22 protein-coding genes are annotated in these 18861 nt (G+C 66.2%); 13 read left to right on the top strand and 9 right to left on the bottom strand.

Features of this window, described 5'->3' with window-relative positions; all coding sequences use genetic code 11:
- Together U3A55_RS00535 and U3A55_RS00540 are read left to right on the top strand one after the other, a co-directional pair.
- Positions 1-598: M28 family peptidase (locus U3A55_RS00535; protein WP_330989564.1), on the top strand; the 598-nt coding region annotated here is incomplete at its 5' end.
- Between the two features lie 4 nt (positions 599-602).
- Positions 603-1340 (top strand): ATP-NAD kinase, encoded by a 738-nt coding sequence (locus U3A55_RS00540; RefSeq protein ID WP_330989565.1) that lies wholly within the window; start codon positions 603-605, stop codon positions 1338-1340.
- 13 nt (positions 1341-1353) lie between these two features.
- Here the strand turns inward: U3A55_RS00540 and U3A55_RS00545 are convergent, their stop codons facing one another.
- The gene (locus tag U3A55_RS00545) at positions 1354-1857 is read right to left on the bottom strand and encodes an SRPBCC family protein (protein ID WP_330989566.1); all 504 of its coding nucleotides are present in this window, start codon (positions 1855-1857) and stop codon (positions 1354-1356) included.
- Positions 1858-1938: 81 nt separating this feature from the next.
- Here U3A55_RS00545 and U3A55_RS00550 point away from each other — a divergent pair, with 81 nt between their 5' ends.
- Positions 1939-2070, top strand: a complete 132-nt coding sequence (locus U3A55_RS00550) for a hypothetical protein (protein WP_330989567.1) — start codon at positions 1939-1941, stop codon at positions 2068-2070.
- Entirely contained in the window at positions 2051-2545 is a 495-nt protein-coding gene (locus U3A55_RS00555) for a hypothetical protein (RefSeq protein WP_330989568.1), read from the top strand. Before U3A55_RS00550 ends, U3A55_RS00555 begins: the two co-directional genes overlap by 20 nt.
- A gap of 222 nt (positions 2546-2767) precedes the next feature.
- Here the strand turns inward: U3A55_RS00555 and U3A55_RS00560 are convergent, their stop codons facing one another.
- Positions 2768-3265: a hypothetical protein gene (locus U3A55_RS00560; RefSeq protein WP_330989569.1), complete on the bottom strand. Its 498-nt coding sequence runs from the start codon at positions 3263-3265 to the stop codon at positions 2768-2770.
- Between the two features lie 90 nt (positions 3266-3355).
- On the opposite strand from U3A55_RS00560, the gene coaBC reads away from it, so the two are divergent.
- On the top strand, positions 3356-4522 hold the full coding sequence (coaBC, locus tag U3A55_RS00565; RefSeq protein ID WP_330989570.1) for a bifunctional phosphopantothenoylcysteine decarboxylase/phosphopantothenate--cysteine ligase CoaBC: 1167 nt from the start codon (positions 3356-3358) through the stop codon (positions 4520-4522).
- A 25-nt stretch (positions 4523-4547) separates the two neighbouring features.
- Positions 4548-4793, top strand: coding sequence for a hypothetical protein (locus U3A55_RS00570; RefSeq protein WP_330989571.1), 246 nt, complete (start codon positions 4548-4550; stop codon positions 4791-4793).
- An 11-nt stretch (positions 4794-4804) separates the two neighbouring features.
- Here the strand turns inward: U3A55_RS00570 and mnhG are convergent, their stop codons facing one another.
- The 7 genes from mnhG to mbhE are packed head-to-tail and all read right to left on the bottom strand — an operon-like array spanning position 4805 to position 10722.
- Entirely contained in the window at positions 4805-5131 is a 327-nt protein-coding gene (gene mnhG / locus U3A55_RS00575; RefSeq protein WP_330989572.1) for a monovalent cation/H(+) antiporter subunit G, read from the bottom strand.
- A complete protein-coding gene (locus tag U3A55_RS00580; RefSeq protein ID WP_330989573.1) occupies positions 5128-5424 on the bottom strand; it encodes a monovalent cation/H+ antiporter complex subunit F in 297 nt (98 codons plus the stop codon). Before U3A55_RS00580 ends, mnhG begins: the two co-directional genes overlap by 4 nt.
- A complete protein-coding gene (locus tag U3A55_RS00585; RefSeq protein WP_442978247.1) occupies positions 5414-5989 on the bottom strand; it encodes a Na+/H+ antiporter subunit E in 576 nt (191 codons plus the stop codon). The genes U3A55_RS00580 and U3A55_RS00585 overlap by 11 nt, the downstream gene beginning before the upstream one ends.
- 2 nt (positions 5990-5991) lie before the next feature.
- Entirely contained in the window at positions 5992-7551 is a 1560-nt protein-coding gene (locus tag U3A55_RS00590) for a complex I subunit 5 family protein (protein ID WP_330989574.1), read from the bottom strand.
- A complete protein-coding gene (locus U3A55_RS00595; protein WP_330989575.1) occupies positions 7548-7877 on the bottom strand; it encodes a sodium:proton antiporter in 330 nt (109 codons plus the stop codon). The genes U3A55_RS00590 and U3A55_RS00595 overlap by 4 nt, the downstream gene beginning before the upstream one ends.
- Positions 7874-8335: an MnhB domain-containing protein gene (locus U3A55_RS00600; RefSeq protein WP_330989576.1), complete on the bottom strand. Its 462-nt coding sequence runs from the start codon at positions 8333-8335 to the stop codon at positions 7874-7876. Before U3A55_RS00600 ends, U3A55_RS00595 begins: the two co-directional genes overlap by 4 nt.
- A complete protein-coding gene (gene mbhE / locus U3A55_RS00605; RefSeq protein WP_330989577.1) occupies positions 8332-10722 on the bottom strand; it encodes a hydrogen gas-evolving membrane-bound hydrogenase subunit E in 2391 nt (796 codons plus the stop codon). Before mbhE ends, U3A55_RS00600 begins: the two co-directional genes overlap by 4 nt.
- A gap of 83 nt (positions 10723-10805) precedes the next feature.
- Here mbhE and hpt point away from each other — a divergent pair, with 83 nt between their 5' ends.
- The 7 genes from hpt to U3A55_RS00640 all read left to right on the top strand — a co-directional run bounded on the left by hpt (position 10806) and on the right by U3A55_RS00640 (position 18831).
- Positions 10806-11372 carry a hypoxanthine/guanine phosphoribosyltransferase gene (hpt, locus tag U3A55_RS00610; RefSeq protein WP_330989578.1) on the top strand — a complete coding sequence of 189 codons (567 nt, stop codon included), beginning with the start codon at positions 10806-10808 and terminating at the stop codon, positions 11370-11372.
- A 239-nt stretch (positions 11373-11611) separates the two neighbouring features.
- Positions 11612-13486 (top strand): ABC transporter substrate-binding protein, encoded by a 1875-nt coding sequence (locus U3A55_RS00615; protein WP_330989579.1) that lies wholly within the window; start codon positions 11612-11614, stop codon positions 13484-13486.
- 35 nt (positions 13487-13521) lie between these two features.
- Entirely contained in the window at positions 13522-14502 is a 981-nt protein-coding gene (locus U3A55_RS00620) for an ABC transporter permease (protein WP_330989580.1), read from the top strand.
- A gap of 2 nt (positions 14503-14504) precedes the next feature.
- Entirely contained in the window at positions 14505-15668 is a 1164-nt protein-coding gene (locus tag U3A55_RS00625; RefSeq protein WP_330989581.1) for an ABC transporter permease, read from the top strand.
- Positions 15665-16714 carry an ABC transporter ATP-binding protein gene (locus tag U3A55_RS00630; protein WP_330989582.1) on the top strand — a complete coding sequence of 350 codons (1050 nt, stop codon included), beginning with the start codon at positions 15665-15667 and terminating at the stop codon, positions 16712-16714. The genes U3A55_RS00625 and U3A55_RS00630 overlap by 4 nt, the downstream gene beginning before the upstream one ends.
- Positions 16711-18039 carry an ABC transporter ATP-binding protein gene (locus U3A55_RS00635; RefSeq protein WP_330989583.1) on the top strand — a complete coding sequence of 443 codons (1329 nt, stop codon included), beginning with the start codon at positions 16711-16713 and terminating at the stop codon, positions 18037-18039. The genes U3A55_RS00630 and U3A55_RS00635 overlap by 4 nt, the downstream gene beginning before the upstream one ends.
- A 57-nt stretch (positions 18040-18096) precedes the next feature.
- Positions 18097-18831 carry a type 1 glutamine amidotransferase domain-containing protein gene (locus U3A55_RS00640; RefSeq protein ID WP_330989584.1) on the top strand — a complete coding sequence of 245 codons (735 nt, stop codon included), beginning with the start codon at positions 18097-18099 and terminating at the stop codon, positions 18829-18831.
- The last annotated feature ends 30 nt before the right edge of the window (positions 18832-18861 follow it).

The following is an 18861-nucleotide window of genomic DNA, read 5'->3' on the forward strand; positions in this document are numbered from 1 at the left end:
GGCGTTCGTTGCGGGGTACGAAACCGCGGCGCGTGCCGGCCGCGCCTGCTACCCGCTCGCGGACGGCTATCATCCACACGGCGTCTGGGGTGCGGTCGGCGGCGCGGTCGCGGTCGCTACCTACCGCGGGTACGACGCGGAGAAGCGCGACCACGACGCCATCGAGGCCGTGCTGAACTTCGACGGCGTCGTTCGCGGCCGCACGCTCTCCTTCACGACGCACGGGTTCGACGCGCTCGCGGACGCCGCCGAGCAGGTAGGCGAGCGCTTCGGGCATCCGGTGACGACGACGCCCGAACTCGGCCCGCACTCCGACCACTGGCCGTACACGCAGTGGGGCGTCCCCGGCTACCACGTGATGAGTGAGACGGGCGACGAGGGCCGCGGCTGGGGCCACACGTTCGCGGACACGCTCGACAAACTCGAACTCCGGGACTTCCGCGAGCAAGCCATCCTCCTCACGGACCTCGCGGTCGACCTGGCGAGCGACGAGTTCGCGGTCGCGCACGCCAGTCCCGCCGACCTCGCGAGCCAGCTGGAGGCAGAGGACAAGGCGACGGGAATGAAGATAACGGGCGACTGGCCGTACGACGAGTGAGTCGATGACGGGACTCTCGGACGTGGAGACGGTGGGCGTGCTCGGCGAGCGCGCCGACGCTCTCGCGGCGTTCGTCGCCGAGCACGACCGCGACGCCGTGACGGGCGGCGCGAGTGCGGTGACGGACGCGGACCTCGTGGTCGCGGACGGCGAGTCCGCGGTGTACGACCTCGTGCGCGCTGGCGCGGACGTTCCTGTGCTCGTGTTGGGAGACGCGCCGGGCGTGCCGTCGGCGTCCTGGGACCGGCACGCGAACGCGATGACGCACGCGTTCGTCGGGAACGCGGGCGTCCATCCGACGCCGCTCCTGTCCGTTCGCACGGGCGGAGAGTCGTACCGCGCGCTCGCGGACGCGATGCTCGTCACCGACGAACCTGCGCGCATCTCCGAGTACGGCGTGCACGCCGCCGGCGAGACGGTCGACACCGTTCGCGCGGACGGTATCGCGGTCGCCACGTCCGCCGGCAGCACGGGCTACGGGAGCGCCGCGAACGGTCCCGTCGTCGCGCCCGGCGTCGACGCGGTTTCCGTCGTCCCGGTCGCGCCGTTCCGCGTCGACCAGTCGAACTGGGTGCTCCCGCTCCCCACGGACCTCACTGTCGAACGCGAAACCGCGGACGTGGTGTTGCTCGTCGACGACCGCGAGGTCACGACGCTCGACCACGACGCCCACGTCCGCGTCGACCACGGCGGCACGCTTCCCGTCGTCACCACGCCCGAGACGTCCGGCTTCTTCGACTGACGACGCCGTGTCCTCACTCCGTGGCCACGTTGAGGTCCACGTCGCGGCGCTCGCCTTCGAGGTCGGCGACGATTCGTTCGACGACGCGCTCGCCCTCCTCGACGACGCGCGCCGCCGCTTTCTCCACGACCCAGTCGAGGCTAACGAACGCCGGGAGCGACACCGCGTTGTCCGCCGACGTGGGGTCGTACTCGACTTCGAGCGTCACGCGCGACCCGGCGCCGTCCTCGGTTTCCACCGGTTCGACGCGCCAGCGGCCGCTCGCGTCGAGGTCCTTCGTCACCTCCCACTCGATGCGGTGTGGCGGCTCCACCTCGGTCACCTCCGACTGCACGGTGTAGGTGAGTTTCCACCACGAGAAGTGGAGGCGATAGCGGGTGCCGGGGCCGCCGTCGCCGGACTGGTCGACGCCCGTGAGGTGGTTCGAGTACGCCGCGTACCCGGGGAAGTCGAGCAGGAACTCGTACGCTTCGCTCGGCGGAATGCGGACGACGGTGCTGACCGAGAGCCGGTTCACGTCCTGCCCTGGGTGCGCCCGGGGCTTAGTTCGCTCGCCGGAACCGGGACGCTTCTCACTCCCGGTCGCGTTCCCCCGGGTATGTCCGAGACACCTTCCGTTGGCATCGTCGGTGGCGGCGTCGCCGGCCTCACCGCGGCGACGTTCACCGCGCGCGCCGACCTCGAAGGCGACCGAATCGGGTGCGAGCGTCGTGGACGCAGAAGTCGTTGACGTGGACGCGGCCGCCGATGGCTTCGCGGTTACCGCGGACGAGACCTACGAGTTCGACTTCGTCGTCGTTTCCTCGTGGTCGGACGCGTCCTTCCTCGACGACCTCGGTCTCGACTTCATCGAACAGGGGACGAAGACGTACCTCGACACGAACGGCCAGGGCCGCACCGGCGTTCCCGGACTGTACGCCGCGGGCCGGGTCGCGGGCCGTTACCATCAGGCGGTCGTCTCCGCGGGCAGCGGGGCGGAGGCCGCGCTCAGCCTCCTCGAGGACTCGGACGTGCCGTTCTACCACGACTGGGTCGTGCCCGAGGGCTACTTCACGGGTCGCGGTCGCGAGGTCCCGCCGGGCTGTGAGGAGATCGACGAGGCGGAGCGCGAGCGCCGCGAGCGCGCGTCGATGGAGCGCATGACGGACGCGTTCAGCGAGCGCCATCCCGACTTGCCGACGATGCACCCGTCCGTCCAGGACTAACATCGTCGAACGCTACCACGCCCCACTATTTTGTACACGTCGTTCTGAATAACAAAACTCAAGAGGCCGGAACCGATATTCCCGCGTGCTCCTCAGTGGAGCGGTGGTCGGCGCGACGGCGTTGGAAGTGGTTGGATGACAGACGCGGTCAGCGGCCGACCACCATCCGACTCATTGAAATAGCGCTACATAAAAGTGTGGCCCGGCTGGTATATTTGCGAGCTACGCGTGTTCCACCACACGCACCGCGTACGTCGCGTCCAGCGCCGCCGTCCCGCGCCGGACGAACCACACTTTCATCGTCTCCGCGCCGCTGATACTCGGGTCCACCGCGACGCGCGCCCAGAGCGTGCCGTCGTAGCGGTCGAGACCGGCGAGGCAGGCGGCGCGCGGACGCGCACTGTTCCGCACGAACACCACCACGAGCGCGCGCTCCGCGTAGTCGGTTCGCTCGACGAACGACGCGGCGTAGTCCGGAAGGTCCTCGTGCCAGTCGGGGAGCGACCGGTACACGTCCATGCCACGTGACGCCCCGTCGGCGACGACCGCGCTCGCGTTCTCGAACGTCACCTCCCGCACGTCGCCGCCAACTGATGCGTTCGCGCAGGCTTCCGGGAACGACTGACTCGTTCGGGAGCGGAGCGTCGGCGTCGCGGAGCGCGCGCTACACCCAGCGAGCGCGGAGAGCGCGACCGCGGACACGAACGCCCGTCGCCTCATACCTCAGACCTGTCACGACACCAATTATATGTTGGGGTGGTGGCAGCTTCTCCAAACTACTTTGACGGTGCTCGCCCTCCCTCCGGACGAATGTTGGAGGGAGTGAACGTCGCGCTCGGCATCTCCGGGAGTATCGCGGCGGTGAAAGTGGTCGAGCTGGCGCACGAGCTCCGCCGCCGCGGCGCGTCCGTCCGCGCGGTGATGACGGAGAGCGCCCAGTCCATCGTCCACCCGTGGGCCGTCGAGTTCGCGACCGACAGCGACGTCGTCACCGAACTCACGGGCGGCGTCGAACACGTCGACCTCTGCGGCCGCGACGGCTGGGCGGACGTGCTCCTGCTCGCGCCCGCCACCGCGAACACCGTCGGCAAAATCGCGAGCGCCGTGGACGACACGCCCGTCACGACCTGCGCGACCACCGCGCTCGGCGCGGACGTGCCCGTCGTCGTCGCGCCCGCGATGCACGAACCGATGTACGACCACCCCGGCGTCCTCGACGCCATCGACCGCGTACAGTCCTGGGGCGTCTCCTTCGTCGACCCCCGCGTCGAGGAGGGGAAGGCCAAAATCGCGACCGAGGACGCCATCTGCCTCGATGTCGCGCGCGCCGCGGGCGACCGACCGCTCGACGGCAAACGCGTCGTCGTCACGTCGGGCGCGACGAGCGAACGCATCGACCCCGTGCGCGTGCTCACGAACCGCGCGTCCGGGAAGACGGGGCGCGCCGTCGCCCGCGCCTGCTACGTCCGCGGGGCCGACGTGACCCTCGTGCACGACGGCGACGACGCGCCGTACGCGACCGTCGAGCGCGTGGAGAGCGCGGCCGAGATGCTGGACGCCGCGCTCGACGCCTGCCGGGACGCCGACGCGCTCGTCTCCGCGGCCGCCATCAGCGACTACACCGTCGAACCCAGTCCCGAGAAGATACGGAGCGGCCAGGAACTCACGCTCTCGCTCGACCCCACGCCGAAACTCATCGACGAACTCCGGGAGACCTACCCCGACCTCGCCATCGTCGGGTTCAAGGCCGAGACTTCCGGCGACGACGACGAAATGCTCGAACAGGCCCGCAAGACGCTGGAGCGCGCCCGCCTCTCCTTCGTCGTGGCGAACGACGCGAGCGTCATGGGCGGCGAGGAGACGCGCGCGCTCCTCGTGGACGCGGACGAACACACCGAGTTCACGGGCACGAAGACGGGACTCGGTCTGCGAATCGCGGACGAACTCGCGCGCGTCCTCGGTCGGCCGAACCACTAACAACCCGGATTCGCTAGTTCTGGATATGCCCTCCCTCGACAGTGTGCGGTCGCGCTGGAGCGAACTGACTTCGTTCGACTCGATGGGCGTCGCGATTGTCGTGGCCGCTCTGACCGGCGCGCTCACGTTCCTTGTCTCGCTCGGCGCGCTCTCCGTCCTCGAACGAGTCGTCCCCTACTCGTCGCTCCTCGGCGTCGCGACGACCGTTTTGTCGTTCGTGTGCTGTTACACGGTTGTCTGCTACGGTGCAACCCGAGTCCTCGAACGATAGGGTGCGGGGCGCTACTCTTCGTCTTCGGGCCACTCCGTGTTCCCGAAGAACTCGACGCCCATCTTCTGCGCGGAGCGCGAAATCATGTGCGCGCCGGTCGGTGTGGTGAGGAAGAGGAAGGCGATGCCGACGAGTGACGTGAGTCCCTCGCCCGAGGGGCCGAAGTAGACGAAGCCGGCGAGGAAGATGGACGCCGCGCCGAGCGTGGTCGCCTTCGAGGTCGCGTGCATCCGGTTGTACACGTCGGGCAGGCGGAGCAGGCCGAGCGTGCCGATGGTGAGGAAGGCGCTTCCGACGACGAGCAGCGCGGTGACGACGGCGGCGGTGAGCGTGTTCATTGGATGATGTCCCCCTCGATGACGTACTTCGCGACGGTGACGGTGCTGACGAACCCGACGATGGCGAGGACCAATCCGATGAGGACGAACAGGCCGCGCCCGGTCGCGAGCGCGAACAGGACGCCGATGGCGACGACGTTCGTGCCGATGGTGTCCAGCGCGACCACGCGGTCCGGAACCGTCGGCCCCTGAATCACGCGATAGCTGCAGGCGAGCGTGAGGAGCGCGGCGACGACGAGCGCGGCGTGGACCGCGTAGTCGAGGAACGCGGGGACGGCGGCTTCACTCGCCATCCGACTCACCCCCGTTCTCCGCGTCCCGTTTCGGGACGGGGTCGCCGGGCTTGAGTTCCTCGTCGAAGATGACGAGCGCGTAGTCCTCCCACGTCCGGATGGGGTCGATGACGTCTTCGTCCGTCGTGGCGGCCATTGCGTGCACGTAGAGCGCGTTCTGGTCGTCGTCGTAGTCCATGGTGAGCGTGCCGGGTGTGAGCGTGATGCTGTTCGCGATGGTCGTGATGGCGATGTCGCGTTCGACCCGCAGCGGCACCGTCACGACGCGCGGTTCGATGGGGAGCCGGGGGTCGACGACGCGGCGCGCGACGTCGAGGTTCGCGGTGAGGAGCTCCCAGAGGAACACCGCGATGTAGAGGGCGCTGTACGGGACGGTGCGCGCGACCCGTGCCACGTCGACGTGGCCGGCGAAGAACTCGCGGAACACGTACGCCGTAGGGAGGCCGAGCGCGAGCCCGATGAGGAACTCTTGGGCGAGGTTTCGGGCCGTGAACTGGACGCCTCTGACGAACAGCCAGAGGACGGCGAGCGCGACGCCGGTCGCCTGCCAGCGCTTCACGGGCAGTTTCACGCCGCACCACCCCCGTGTTCGAGGACGGCGCTAACGTACGCGGCGCGGTCGAGCGCGGCGTCGGCGCCGGCGCGCGCGAACTCCAGAATCGGATTGAAGCCGACGCCGGCGGCGACGACGGAGAGCGCGAGGACGACGACGCACGCGACCTGCACGGGGTCGGCGTTCCAGCCTTCGACGGCGGCTGACGATTCGCCCCAGAACCCGCGGTTCCACGCGCTGGAGACGTAGGCGACGGTGAGTATCGCGCCGACGAGCGCCGCGGCGAGCCCGACGACCACGTCGGTTTGGACGAGCGCGTCGAACACGAGGAATTTCCCGAAGAACCCGACCAGCGGCGGGATGCCGACGAGGCCGAGACCGCCGACGAGGAACGCGCCCGCGACGACGGGCGACTGTCGGGCGAGGCCGCCGAGCTCGTCGAGCCGCGCCGTTCCGGTGGCGTCCTCGATGAGGCCCGAGAGGAGGAAGAGGAGGCTCTTCGCGAGCGCGTGGGTGAGCGAGTAGACGAGCGCGGCGGCGATGCCGACGGCGGCGAATTCGGGTCGGAGCGCGGCCGCGGCGAGCGCGACGAGGATGAAGCCGACCTGGCTGATGCTCGAGTAGGCGAGCAGGCGGTCGAGTTCGCGCTGGCCGACGGCGGAGAGGCCGCCGAACAGTATACTCAGGACGGCGATGGCGAGCAGGACGACGCCGAAGAACCCGAGTACGGTGTCACCCGGTAGCGCGAGCTCGGTGAGTGGCGCGGCGGCGAACACGGTGAAGTAGAGACGGATGACGGCGTAGACGCCGACCTTCTTCACGACGCCCGCGAGGACGGCGGAGACGGGTGCGGGCGCGGCGGCGTACGCGTCCGGCACCCACCAGTGGAAGGGGACGGCGCCGGCTTTCACCATGAACACCGCGAACAGGAGCGCGGTGAGGCCGAGCACGGGTGCGACGTGCACGCCGTACTGCTGGGCGTTCGCGAGGCGGTGCGCCATGTCCGCCATGTTGAGCGTGCCCGTCGTGGCGTACAGGCCGCCGATGGCGAGCAGCATGACGGCGCTCCCGGCGAGGTTGAGGACGACGTACCGCAGCGTCGCGGTCGTCTGCTCCGGCCCCGAGTAGAAGACGACGAGGACGTAACTGGAGAGCAACATCACTTCGAACCAGACGAAGAGGTTGAAGATGTCGCCCGTGAGGAAGGAGCCGGTGACGCCGACCACCATCAGGTGGAAGAGCGGGTGGAATGACACTTTCTGGCCGAACGCCGAGATGTGGCGGGTCGCGTACACGAGCGCTGGGAGGGTGACGACGGCCGAGATGGCGAGCATGAACGCGGACAGCGAGTCGGCGACGAGCACGATGCCGTACGGCGCGACCCAATCCCCGAGGTGGTAGACCGCGGTTCCACCCGGATATACTGAGGTGACGAGCCACGCGACGGCGGCGACGTACCCGAGACTGCCGAGTAGGCTGAGCGCGCGCTGAGTGCGGCCGAACCGGCGGGTGAGGAGCGTGAGGATGGCTGTGCAGAGTGCGACGAGCAACGGCGCGATGACGAACTGATTCATAGTTCCTCCAGGTCGATAGTGCCGTGTTCTTCGTAGACGCGGTACGTCAAGACGAGCGCGAACGCCGTCGTCCCGAACCCGATGACGATGGCCGTGAGCACGAGCGCCTGCACGAGCGGGTCCGTGGTCCCGGTGAACGGCGGGCCGTGATGGCCCAACACGGGGACGGAGCCCGCGATGTCACCCATCGTGATGAGGTAGGCGTTCGCGGCCTGACTGATGATGGTGACGCCCCAGACGACCCGTACCACGTCCCGGCGGAGGACGAGGTAGGTGCCGAACGCGAACAGCGCGCCGAGCACGACGGCGAGCGTGGTCTCCGTCATTCTTCACCCACCACCGAGAGAACCGTGAGGAGGCTGCCGACGACGACGCAGTAGACGCCGAAGTCGAACACCACCGCCGACGCGAGTTCGATGTGGTCGTAGAGCGGGAACGAGCCGTACGTGTAGCCGTACGACATGAACGGCATCCCGAGCGCGATGAAGACGAGGCCGCTGCCGGCGGCGATGGCGAGGCCGACGGCGAACAGCCGGCGGTAATCGGAGACCAGTCCGTGCTGGAGATGTTCGACGCTCCCGCCGATGGAGCGCCGGAAGACGGTTTCTTCGAGGAAGTCGAGGCCGTACGCGATGTAGACGAGAGCGAGCCCGGTGGCGGTGAGGACGCCCGCGATGAACCCGCCGCCGGGGAGGTTGTGGCCCTGGAGGAACAGCGCGAACGACGTGATGAACACGATGGGGACGGCGAGGCGGGTGACCGTGCGGAGGATTATCGTGCTCATTCCGCTTCACCTCCGCGTTCCCGCATCGCGATGAGGGTCACCACTGAGAGCGCGGCGATGGCGACGACGCCGATTTCGCCGAGCGTGTCGAACGCGCGGAGGTCGACGAGGATGACGTTCACGATGTTCGTCCCGCCGCCCTTCTCGACCGCGAGCTCGACGATGTGTTCGGTGTCGATGCCGGAGACGGGCGTCATGCTCGACGTCGGGTCGCTGCCCGCGGTGGCGAGCAGCACGGTCACGGTGACCGTCGCCCCGACGAGCAGGGAGAGACCGGCGTCCCGGAGTTTCCGGGAGAGCCGGGTCTCGCCGTAGTACGAGGGCAGTCGGTCGAGCACGAGCAGGAAGATGACGAGCACGAGCGTCTCGACGACGAGCTGGGTGAGCGCGAGGTCGGGCGCGCTCGCGAGGATGTAGAAGATGGCGAGCATGAATCCGAGGATGGAGAGCGTGAGAACGCCCGTCGTGTGGGATGGCGCGACGGTCACCGCGGCTGCGGCGACAACGGCGGTGAGGAGGACGAGCAGGAGCGGAATCGAGAGCGAGTACGTGACCGGGGGAAGGGACGCGCCGACGGCCGCGTACCCGGCGAGCGTGAGGCCCGCTGTCGCGGCGAGCGTCCACGCGGCGTACGTCCGGAGGTTGCCGTTCTGGACGGTTCGAGCGACGCCGCGGGAGACGCCGCCGAGGCCGCCGACGGCCGTGTCGTACCACCAGTCCGCCTGAATCTGCGGGACGGCGCGGAAGAGCGCGTGGAGCGCGTCGTGGAGGCGGCCGTACGCCGGGTACGCGACGAGGCCAAGCGCGATGGTCGTCGCGCTCATGACGAGCGCAGGGCTGACGTAGGTCGGAACGTAGTAGGAGAACTCGTGGCCGCCGTGTCCGGCGGCGGTCGTGCTGTTCACGACGCCGGCGACGAACTCCGTGATAGGCGCGAATCCGGCGTGAAAGGACGCGAGCAAGCCGTTAAGTCCGATAGTGCCCGCGACGGCCGCGAGCAGCACGGGCGGCGCGAGCATCGTGAGCGGTGGACGGTGGACGTGCCCGAGGCCGCTCGGTTTCTCGCCGAAGAACAGCATGAGGAAGCGCACCGAGTAGAGGAACGTGAACACGCTCCCGAGCACGGCGACGGCGGGGACGACCCACGCGAGGCCGCCCGCGTGCGCGGCGAACTCGTACGTCGTCTCGAAGAGGAACTCCTTCGAGTAGAAGCCGTTGAACGGCGGCAGGCCCGCCATCCCGAGCGCCGCGACGACCGTGACCGCGGCCGTAATCGGGAGGTCATGGCGGAGGCCGCCGAGTTCGCTGATGGTTCTGGTGCCGGCCTCGTGCGCGACGATGCCGGCGACGAGGAAGAGGGGCGCTTTGAACATCGCGTGGTTCAGGATGTGGAACGCGCCCGTCTCCGCGCCGAGGACGGACGCGAATCCGAACCCGGCGACGATCAATCCGAGGTGGCTCGCGGTGGAGTACGCGAGCAGTTGCTTGATGTCGGTCGCTGCGATGGCCAACACGGCGGCGACGGTCATCGTGATGAGGCCGAGCGTCGCGAAGAGGAGCGTCCACTCGTCGGTGACGAGGACCGGGCGGAGGCGGCCGACGAGGTAGACGCCGGCCTTCACCATCGTCGCGGAGTGGAGGAACGCCGATACTGGAGTGGGGGCTTCCATCGCGTCCGGCAGCCAGATGTGGAGCGGGACCTGCGCGGACTTCGCCGCCGCGCCGATACCCACCAGAACGACGACGGGGAGGAGGACGCCCTGCGAGCGCAGCGCTTCGCGCACGAGTTCGGGCTGAGTGAGCATCGTCGCGATGCTGAACGTCCCGGTGGCGTTCGCGAGCAGGACGAATCCCACGAGCATGAACAATCCGCCGCCGACGGTGACGAACATGGATTTTCGGGCGGCGTACAGCGCCGAGTCCTGACTGGAGTAGTGGCCGATGAGGACGAACGAGGCGATGCTGGTGAGCTCCCAGAACACGAAGAGCGCGACGAGGTCCGCGGCGAGCGCGACGCCGAGCATCGACCCCATGAACGCGAGCAGTGTCGCGTAGTACTTCGCGAGGCCGGGTTCGCCGTGCATGTAGCCCGCGGAGTACGTGAACACGAGCACGCCCACGCCGGACGCGAGGAACGCGACGAGCAGGGAGAGGCCGTCCACGTAGAGGCTGAGCGAGACGTCGAGCGCGGGAATCCACTGCACGGAGACGACACCCTCCGTTCCGTACTGGGACGCGGCGAGCCCGAAACAGGCGAGCGCCACGACCGCCGCGAAGTACGCCGTGCGTTCGCCCAGTGCCCGATGGACGAGCGGCGTGACCGCGGCGGCGACGAACGGCAGTGCGAGGAGCGCGAACACTACCGGTAGGTCGGGGGTTGGTTGCACGCCAGTACGATGGGGTAGTCATAACTTAATCGTTCGCTCTTATCGATTCGTCAGTTTTTACTCTCGGGGCACGTAGCGTCAACATGGATAGGCTCAAGCGGTCCCTCCTCGACGCGCCGATCATCGAGAAAGACGACTACCAGTACTTCGTTCACCCAATCAGCGACGGCGTCCCCGTTCTCGAACCCGAACTCCTCCGGGAGATAGTCATCAAGATCATTCGGAAGGCCGAAATCGAGGGTGTCGACAAGATCGTCACCCCGGCGGCGATGGGTATCCACATCTCCACCGCGGTTTCGCTGATGACGGACATTCCGCTGGTCGTCATCCGCAAGCGCTCCTACGGTCTCGAAGACGAAGTCTCGCTGACGCAGCAGACGGGCTACTCGGAATCCGAGATGTACATCAATGACGTGCACGCGGGCGACCGTGTGCTCGTGCTCGATGACGTGCTCTCGACCGGCGGGACGCTTCGCGCCATCACGGACGCGCTCGACCACATCGGCGCGGACGTCAGCGACGTAGTTGCCGTCATCAAGAAGGAGGGACCGAACGAACTCGACGAGCACGACATCGACGTAAAGACACTCATCAACGTGGACGTGATCGACGGCGAAGTCGTTATTACGGACGAAGACGGTGATTACTGACAGGACGGCCGATCGCCACTCAGTAACGTATTTTCGTGATGGTTTAGAATTTTAGCTAACTACTTCTAGGCGTTTGGAAATCGTTAGAGAGCCTCCGTTTCGCGAACATACCCGCTGTCATCGAAGGATATTTATGCACATGTTTGTTTTTCCATACCATGCCATCCGGCAACACGAGACGGAACCAACTGGCAGACGATGGAGATGACAGTGATAGCAGTCTTGACCGGCGACGTGTCATGCAGTACATGGCCGCGACCGGCGTGGCTGCGAGCCTCGCAGGATGTAACAGCGGCGGTGGCGACACGACGACCTCGGACACGACAACGTCCGGTACCACGATTTCTCAGGACGAAATCCCCTCCGGCGGCACGTTCATCTACGGAACCACCGGAAACACGAACGGCCTGAACGTCTTCCGCGTCGGTGACGGAGAGACTTCCGCGCGAGCGGAGATGGTCATGGACTTGGGGTACGTCCGCGAGAGCCCCGAGTACGCGGACTTCCTCCCGCTCTGGTTCGAGGACATGACCGTCGAGCAGCCGGTCAACCAGGTCGACATCAAACTCCGCGAGAACCTCCAGTTCGGCGAAGGGTACGGCGAACTGACCGCGGACGACTACCTCTGGTGTATCGACAACATCTGGACGGCTGACTGGGCGAACTTCACGTACGCTTCCGAGTTCACTGTCGGGAGTGCCGAAGAACCGATTCAGTTCGAGAAGGTAGACAAGTACACGATTCGGGAAACCATCCCGAGCTCGCGGCCGTTCTTCCCGTACAACGAGCCGCTCTCCTACATGTTCCCGATTCCGAAGGAGATCGCGAAGCCCTACGTCGAAGACCAAAACGCGGAGGGCCTCGCGCAGGACAATGCGATTATGCGCGCGACCTTCAACGGGAACCTCGGACCGTGGGACCTCAAGCGGTGGTCGCAGCAGTCCATCATGGAGTTCGAACGTGGAGAGGACTACTACCTCCGCGAGGCGGCCGCGAACGACGACCGCGTCCCCGAAATCTTCACCGAAGCGCCGTACTTCGACGAGTACCACTTCCAGTACTTCGACAAGGCCCAGACGGCGCGGCAGGCGCTACAGGCCGGCGAAATCGACGGAACGTTCATTCCGTCGACGCAGGTCGGCTCGTACGAGAACAACGAGTCCGACAACCTCCAGATTTACGAGAACCCCTACCGCGCCTGGTCGGGCTACCTCGGCATCAACCACCGCGCGAACGGCTGGGATCAGCTCCGGAACAAGGACGTCCGTCACGCGCTGGCGCACATCTACAACAACAACTTCATCGTCGAGAACATCCTCAACGGCCGCGCCGCGACCCAGAACACGCTCCACCCGTCCTGGGGTCCGTACGCACCCGACGACCCCGTGACGTTCGACGGATCGCTCGAGAAAGCGCGCGAACTCCTCGAATCCGGGACTGACAGCGGCTACGGCTACGACGGCGACACGTTCGTCGACCCGGACGGAAACCAGGTCGAACTCACGGTCGTCTACCAGTCGGGTGAGACCGACGACCTGCGCGCCGCCTACCTCAAGCAGCGGCTGAATCAGGTCGGTATTGCGCTCAATCAGGAGACGACCTCCTGGACGAGCCTCCTCAGCAACTTCTTCCAGCCGGGACAGAAGGCCGAGGGCTTCGACGGCACCATCGGGTACGGCGAGGACAACACCAGTGGCGGCCCCTACAACCCCGGTCCGTGGGACGAAGTTGTCTCCGGAAGCTCGTGGGACCTCATGATGACGCTCGGGTTCGAGTACGGTCCGCTCACGCCCAGCGGCACCATCGCGAGCCTGTTCGGCGAGCAGGGCAACTTCAACGCGTACGGTTACACGCCCGACCGAGACCTCGGTGCGATGCGTGACGAGGCGCAGACCGCGGAGAGCCGCGAAGCCGCCCAGAGCACGATTCAGGAGATGCTGCTCTACCTCTCCGAGGAGCGCCCGGTCATCTTCGAGTACAACCCGTACAACTTCTACGCGTACCGCAATCAGGTGCAGAACATCGGCGAGAGTCCGCCGGAAAGCTACTGGAACATGCTCCAGGATCGGTCTTCCACGCGGATGTACTTCTCAGACGGAAGTAGCGGCCGCTAACTGCCGCCTATACGCCCTCACCACGTCATATATTTATGAAATGGTATATAGTGAAGCGCATTCTGTGGACGTTCGTAGCGGTGTGGATCGCGCTCACGTTCACGTTCGCGCTCGTCACTGCGTCCCCGAACCAGGGACAGATGCAGGCGATGATGAGTTGTGCGACGACGGGAGACGACCCCGCAGAATGTCGGGAGCAGTTCCGCGAACGGGAAGGACTCGACCAGCCCGTTACGGAACGGTACGTGAACTACATGGTGAACATGGCGACCCTGAACTGGGGGTGGTCCGACTCCCGGTCGCAGATGGTGATTCCAGCGATACTGTCAGCGTGGAAGTTCACCGCGCAGTACGCGATACCCGTCCTGATACTGTCGACACTGATAGGGTACGGCCTCGGACTGTACTCGGCGTACAAACCGTACACGGTCACTGACTACGCCGGGTCGTTCGTGGCGTTCTTCGGGATTAGCATCCCGAACTTCTGGTTCGCCATCGTCCTGATAATGTTATTTGCCGTGAACATAGACGCGCTCCCGGTGTACTATCAGAGCGGCATACCACTGGAGTACGGGTGGTTATCGGTGAAGAACTTCCTCCAACTCGTACTCCCCATCACGGTGCTGCTCACGGCGTCGCTCGCGTGGCAGATGCGGTACTCGCGCGCACAGGCGCTCGAGCAGATGAATCAGGAGTTCGTCAAGGTCGCGAAGGCGAAGGGCGCGAGCCAGTACCGTCTCATGATTCACCACGTCCTCCGGATGGCGGCGGTCCCGCTCTCGACGAGTTTCGTCGGGAGTCTCCTCGCCATCTTCTGGTCGGGGTCCGTGATCATCGAACAGATATTCGCGATTCCCGGGCTCGGGTACATGACGTACACCGCGATTGTCGAGCAGGACACGCCACTCATCCTGGCAACCACCCTGCTCACGGTGTTCCTCGCGATTATCGGGAACCTACTCGAGGACATCGCGTACGTCGTTCTCGACCCGCGAATTGACTACGGTAACAGATAACTATGTCATCAGATTATAACGATATCTCGTTCGAAGACATCGAGTGGGACTCGCAGGACGTCTCGACGTTCGCTCTCACCCGCGCCGGCCTCCTGGAGCTACTCTCGTACCTCGTTATCGGCGTGCTGTTCGTGTACGACCACTACGTCATCGAGAACGAACACCCGCTCATCCTCGGGTGGGACGTGCTCAGCGTCGAGTGGTTGTTCCTCGTGACGCTCGTCGCAATGTTCTTCCACGGCGTCTACCCGCTCTACAAGAACGAACGGATGCGGCAGTTCTACTGGAAGCGGTTCAAGAAGAACAAGATGGCCGTCCTCGCGTTGGGCTGGCTCGCCTTCATCTTCATCGTCGGCATCGTCGGACCGGTCCTCGTCGACCCGCCACAGATCCGGTTCGACAACCGCATCCTCCCGCCCGCCGGCGTCACCGCGACCATCAATGGCGTCGAGAAGACGGGGACGATGCAGTACCCGTTCGGGACGTCCGCCGAGGGACGCGGCATCCTCGCGCTCGTCGTGTACGGGATGCGCGTCAGCATGGAAGTCGGCTTCATCGCGACCGTGTTCACGGTGCTCATCGGCTCACTCGTCGGCGCGGTCGCCGCGCTCGCGACCGCGATGGACATCGGTTGGATGGACGAAGTCCTGATGCGGTACACGGACATCCAGTCCGTCTTCCCGACGTTCATGCTCCTGCTCCTGCTGACGTACCTCTTCGGTAGCAAACTCTGGATGATCATCCTCCTGTTCGGGTTCTTCAGCTGGGAGGGCGTCGCCCGGACGGTGCGCGGCGAGGCGCTCCAGCGCTCCGCAGAGGAGTACATCATGGCGGCGCAGGCGTCCGGCGCGAACATGCTGTACGTCGTCCGCCAGCACCTGATTCCGAACTCCGCGAACAGCATCATCATCAGCGCGACCGTCTCCGTCCCCGGATTCATCCTCGGGGAGGCGTCGCTCGCGTTCCTCGGGTTCAGCGACCCGAACACGTTCTCGTGGGGTCGCACCATCGCCGCCGGTCAGGCGAACATCGAGCAGGCCTGGTGGATATCCACGATTCCGGGTGTCTTCCTGTTCCTCACCGTGCTCGCGTTCTACTACGTCGGCGAGGCGATGCGTGACGCGATGGACCCCCGGCAGGAAGTCGGTGGGGGTGGTGGCCTGTGAGCGGCCCCCTCCTCTCCGTCGAAGACCTGAAGACGCACTTCCACACGGAGGACGGCACCGCGTACGCCGTGGACGGCGTCTCGTTCGACGTCGAACAGGGCGAAACCGTCGCCATCGTCGGCGAGTCCGGGAGCGGGAAGACGGTGACGAGCGAGTCCATCACGAAAATCCTGGACATGCCGCCCGGGGAAATCGTCGAGGGGTCCGTCACGTTCGACGGGATGGACCTCACGTCGATGACCGACAAGGAACTCCAGAACATCCGTGGGAACCGCATCAGCCACATCTTCCAGAACCCGCAGAACGGCCTGAACCCCGTGTACAAGGTCGGCCGTCAGATCGGGGAGACGCTCCGCATCCACCGCGACGATATGTCGAAGAAGGAGGTGCGGCGGCGCGTCATCGAACTGCTCGACGAGACCGGGATTCCGGAGGCGAGCGCGCGCGTCGACGACTACCCGCACGAGTTCTCGGGCGGGATGAAACAGCGCGTGCTCATCGGAATGGCGCTCGCCTGCGATCCAGACCTCCTCATCGCGGACGAGCCGACGACTGCGCTCGACGTGACGATTCAGGCGCAAATCCTCCGCCTCCTGGAGGACATCCAGGAGGACATGGGGATGAGCATCATCTTCGTCACGCACGACCTCGGCGTCGTCTCAGAGATAGCGGACCGCGTCGTGGTGATGTACTCCGGGAAGGTCATGGAGACCGGGACGGTCGAGGAGGTGTTCCAGAACCCCTCGCATCCGTACACGAACGCGCTTATCGAGTGCCTCCCGGGTCGTGGCCAGTCGATGAACCGCATTCCGGGCGCGCTTCCCAGCGTCACGAACCCGCCGGACGGCTGTCGGTTCCACCCGCGATGTGAGTTCGCGACCGAGGACTGTCGGACGGGCGAGCAGCCGCCCCGTCACACTATCGAGGGGTCGCACGACGCGTCCTGTGTCTACTACGGACCGGAATACGACGCGTCCGACCTCTCGTTCGACACCGCGCAGAACGCGAACCAGCAGGACGTAACCACCGACGGAGGCGAACGATGAGCCAGCAGCTATCCACATCCACGGCACGCGAACCGCTTCTCGAAGTCCGGAACCTCAAGAAGCACTACCCGATAACGCAGGGCCTGTTGAACAAGGAGGTCGGCCGCGTGCGCGCGGTCGACGGCATCTCGTTCGACATCGCGCCCGGCGAAACCGTTGGGCTCGTTGGCGAGTCCGGCTGCGGGAAGTCCACGGCGGCGGAGAGCATCCTCCGCCTGGAGGACCCGACAGAGGGGAGTGTGAACTTCGACGGCGAGGACATCACGACGTACGACGACACCGAGCTGAAGCGGTTCCGCCGCGAGGCGCAGATGATCTTCCAGAATCCGGATTCGAGCTTCGACCCCCGGATGACGATGGGGGAGTCCATCTCGGAGCCGCTCCGGATTCACAACGTCGGGCCGCGCGAGCGCCGCCTCGAAATCGCGCGGAACCTTCTGGAGCGCGTCGGCCTGAACGCCGACGACGCCGATCGGTACCCGCACGAACTCTCCGGCGGCCAGAAGCAGCGGGTCGCGCTCGCACGCGCGCTCGTCGTCAACCCACGTCTCATCGTTGCCGACGAACCGGTGAGCGCGCTCGACGTGTCCGTGCAGGCAGAAGTCCTCTCCCTCCTGAAGGACATCCAGGACGAGTTCGACCTCTCCATCCTCTTCATCAGCCACGACATGAGCGTCGTGCGGGAGGTCTGCGACCGCGTCGCCGTGATGTACCTCGGGAAGATCGTGGAGATCGGTGATACCGAGTCGCTCTTCGAAAACCCCCAGCATCCGTACACGCGGGCTCTCCTCCGCTCCATCCCGACCGTCGACCTCGATTCGCGCGGCATTGACGCCGGCCTGCACGGTGAGGTGCCGAACCCCTCGAACCCCCCGTCCGGGTGTAACTTCCACTCTCGGTGCCCGGAAGTCATCCAGCCCGAGGGCTACGAGTTCGAACAGGAGAACTGGCGGGGCGTGATGAACCTCCGCGTCGCGATGAACGAACACGGCGTGGACGTCGACAGTCTTCGCGAGTTCGTTGGGGTTGAGGACGACGAGTCCGCGACCGCGGCGGAACGCGAGCGCATGAAGGACGAACTGCGCCGCGAGCACGATATTCCCCAGCAACTCACGAGTAGCGCGGCGGAATCCGTGCTCGACGAGGCGCTCGACGACATCGTCCGCCGCAACCTCGACGCCGCGCAGTCGCTGCTCGCCGACGAGTTCGAGACCGTGTGCGAGCAGTCCGAACCCGACCTGATGGACACCGGCACCGGCCACCCGGCCGCCTGCCACCTCCACGCGGACGGCGTCGCACAAACCATCGAACCCGCGGACGACTAACCGGCACGCGCCACCGCCGGCGCACCATTTTTCCTCGCGACGGCCGTTCTCTCGGGTATGTCGCGTGCGTTGTTCGTCGTGAGCGAGGAAGGCTACTGGGGCGAAGAGTGCGCGGAACCACTGACGACGCTCGACAGCGCGGGGTTCGAGAGTACGGTGGCGACGCCGTCCGGGTCGCCGCCGGTGTTGGACGAGCGCTCGGCCGACCCGGACGAGGTCGGTGAGGAGACGGCGGAGTTCGTGCGTGACGTGCACGAGAACGACGACCGACTGAACGACCCTGAACCGCTCGCCGCCGTCGAGGCCGAGGGGTACGACGCGGTCGTGTTCCCGGGCGGACACGGCACCGCGTGGGACGTGAATCAGGACAGAGACGCCCGCCGCCTTCTCCGAAACGCGGTCGCGGGCGACGACGGAAAGGCCCTTGTCGTCTGTCACGCGGTCGGCATCCTCGCGTTCACCTACGAAGCGCCACGCGCTTCGGAAGACGCGAGCGGTGGTGGGCCGCGAGCGCGACGCGAGAACGCCGACGGCGAGTTCCTCGTCGCGGGCCGCGACGTCACCGGGTTCCCGAACGCGTGGGAGGAGGGTATCGTGGACGACTACGGCCGGATGCCGGACGGCCGCAAACTCCCGTACTGGGTCGAGGACGAAGTGGTTGCGGCCGGCGGCGACTGGGACGCGGAACTCGACGCGGACACCTCCGTCACCGTGGACGGCGACCTCGTCACCGCCCGCGGTCCCGAGTCGTCCGCGGCCGCCGCGGACGCCCTTCTGGGCGAACTCGAGTGAGGTGCGAACTCCCACACGGCGACCGAATCA

Source organism: Salarchaeum sp. III (assembly GCF_036418315.1).
In the GTDB taxonomy this organism is placed as follows: Archaea; Halobacteriota; Halobacteria; order Halobacteriales; family Halobacteriaceae; genus Salarchaeum.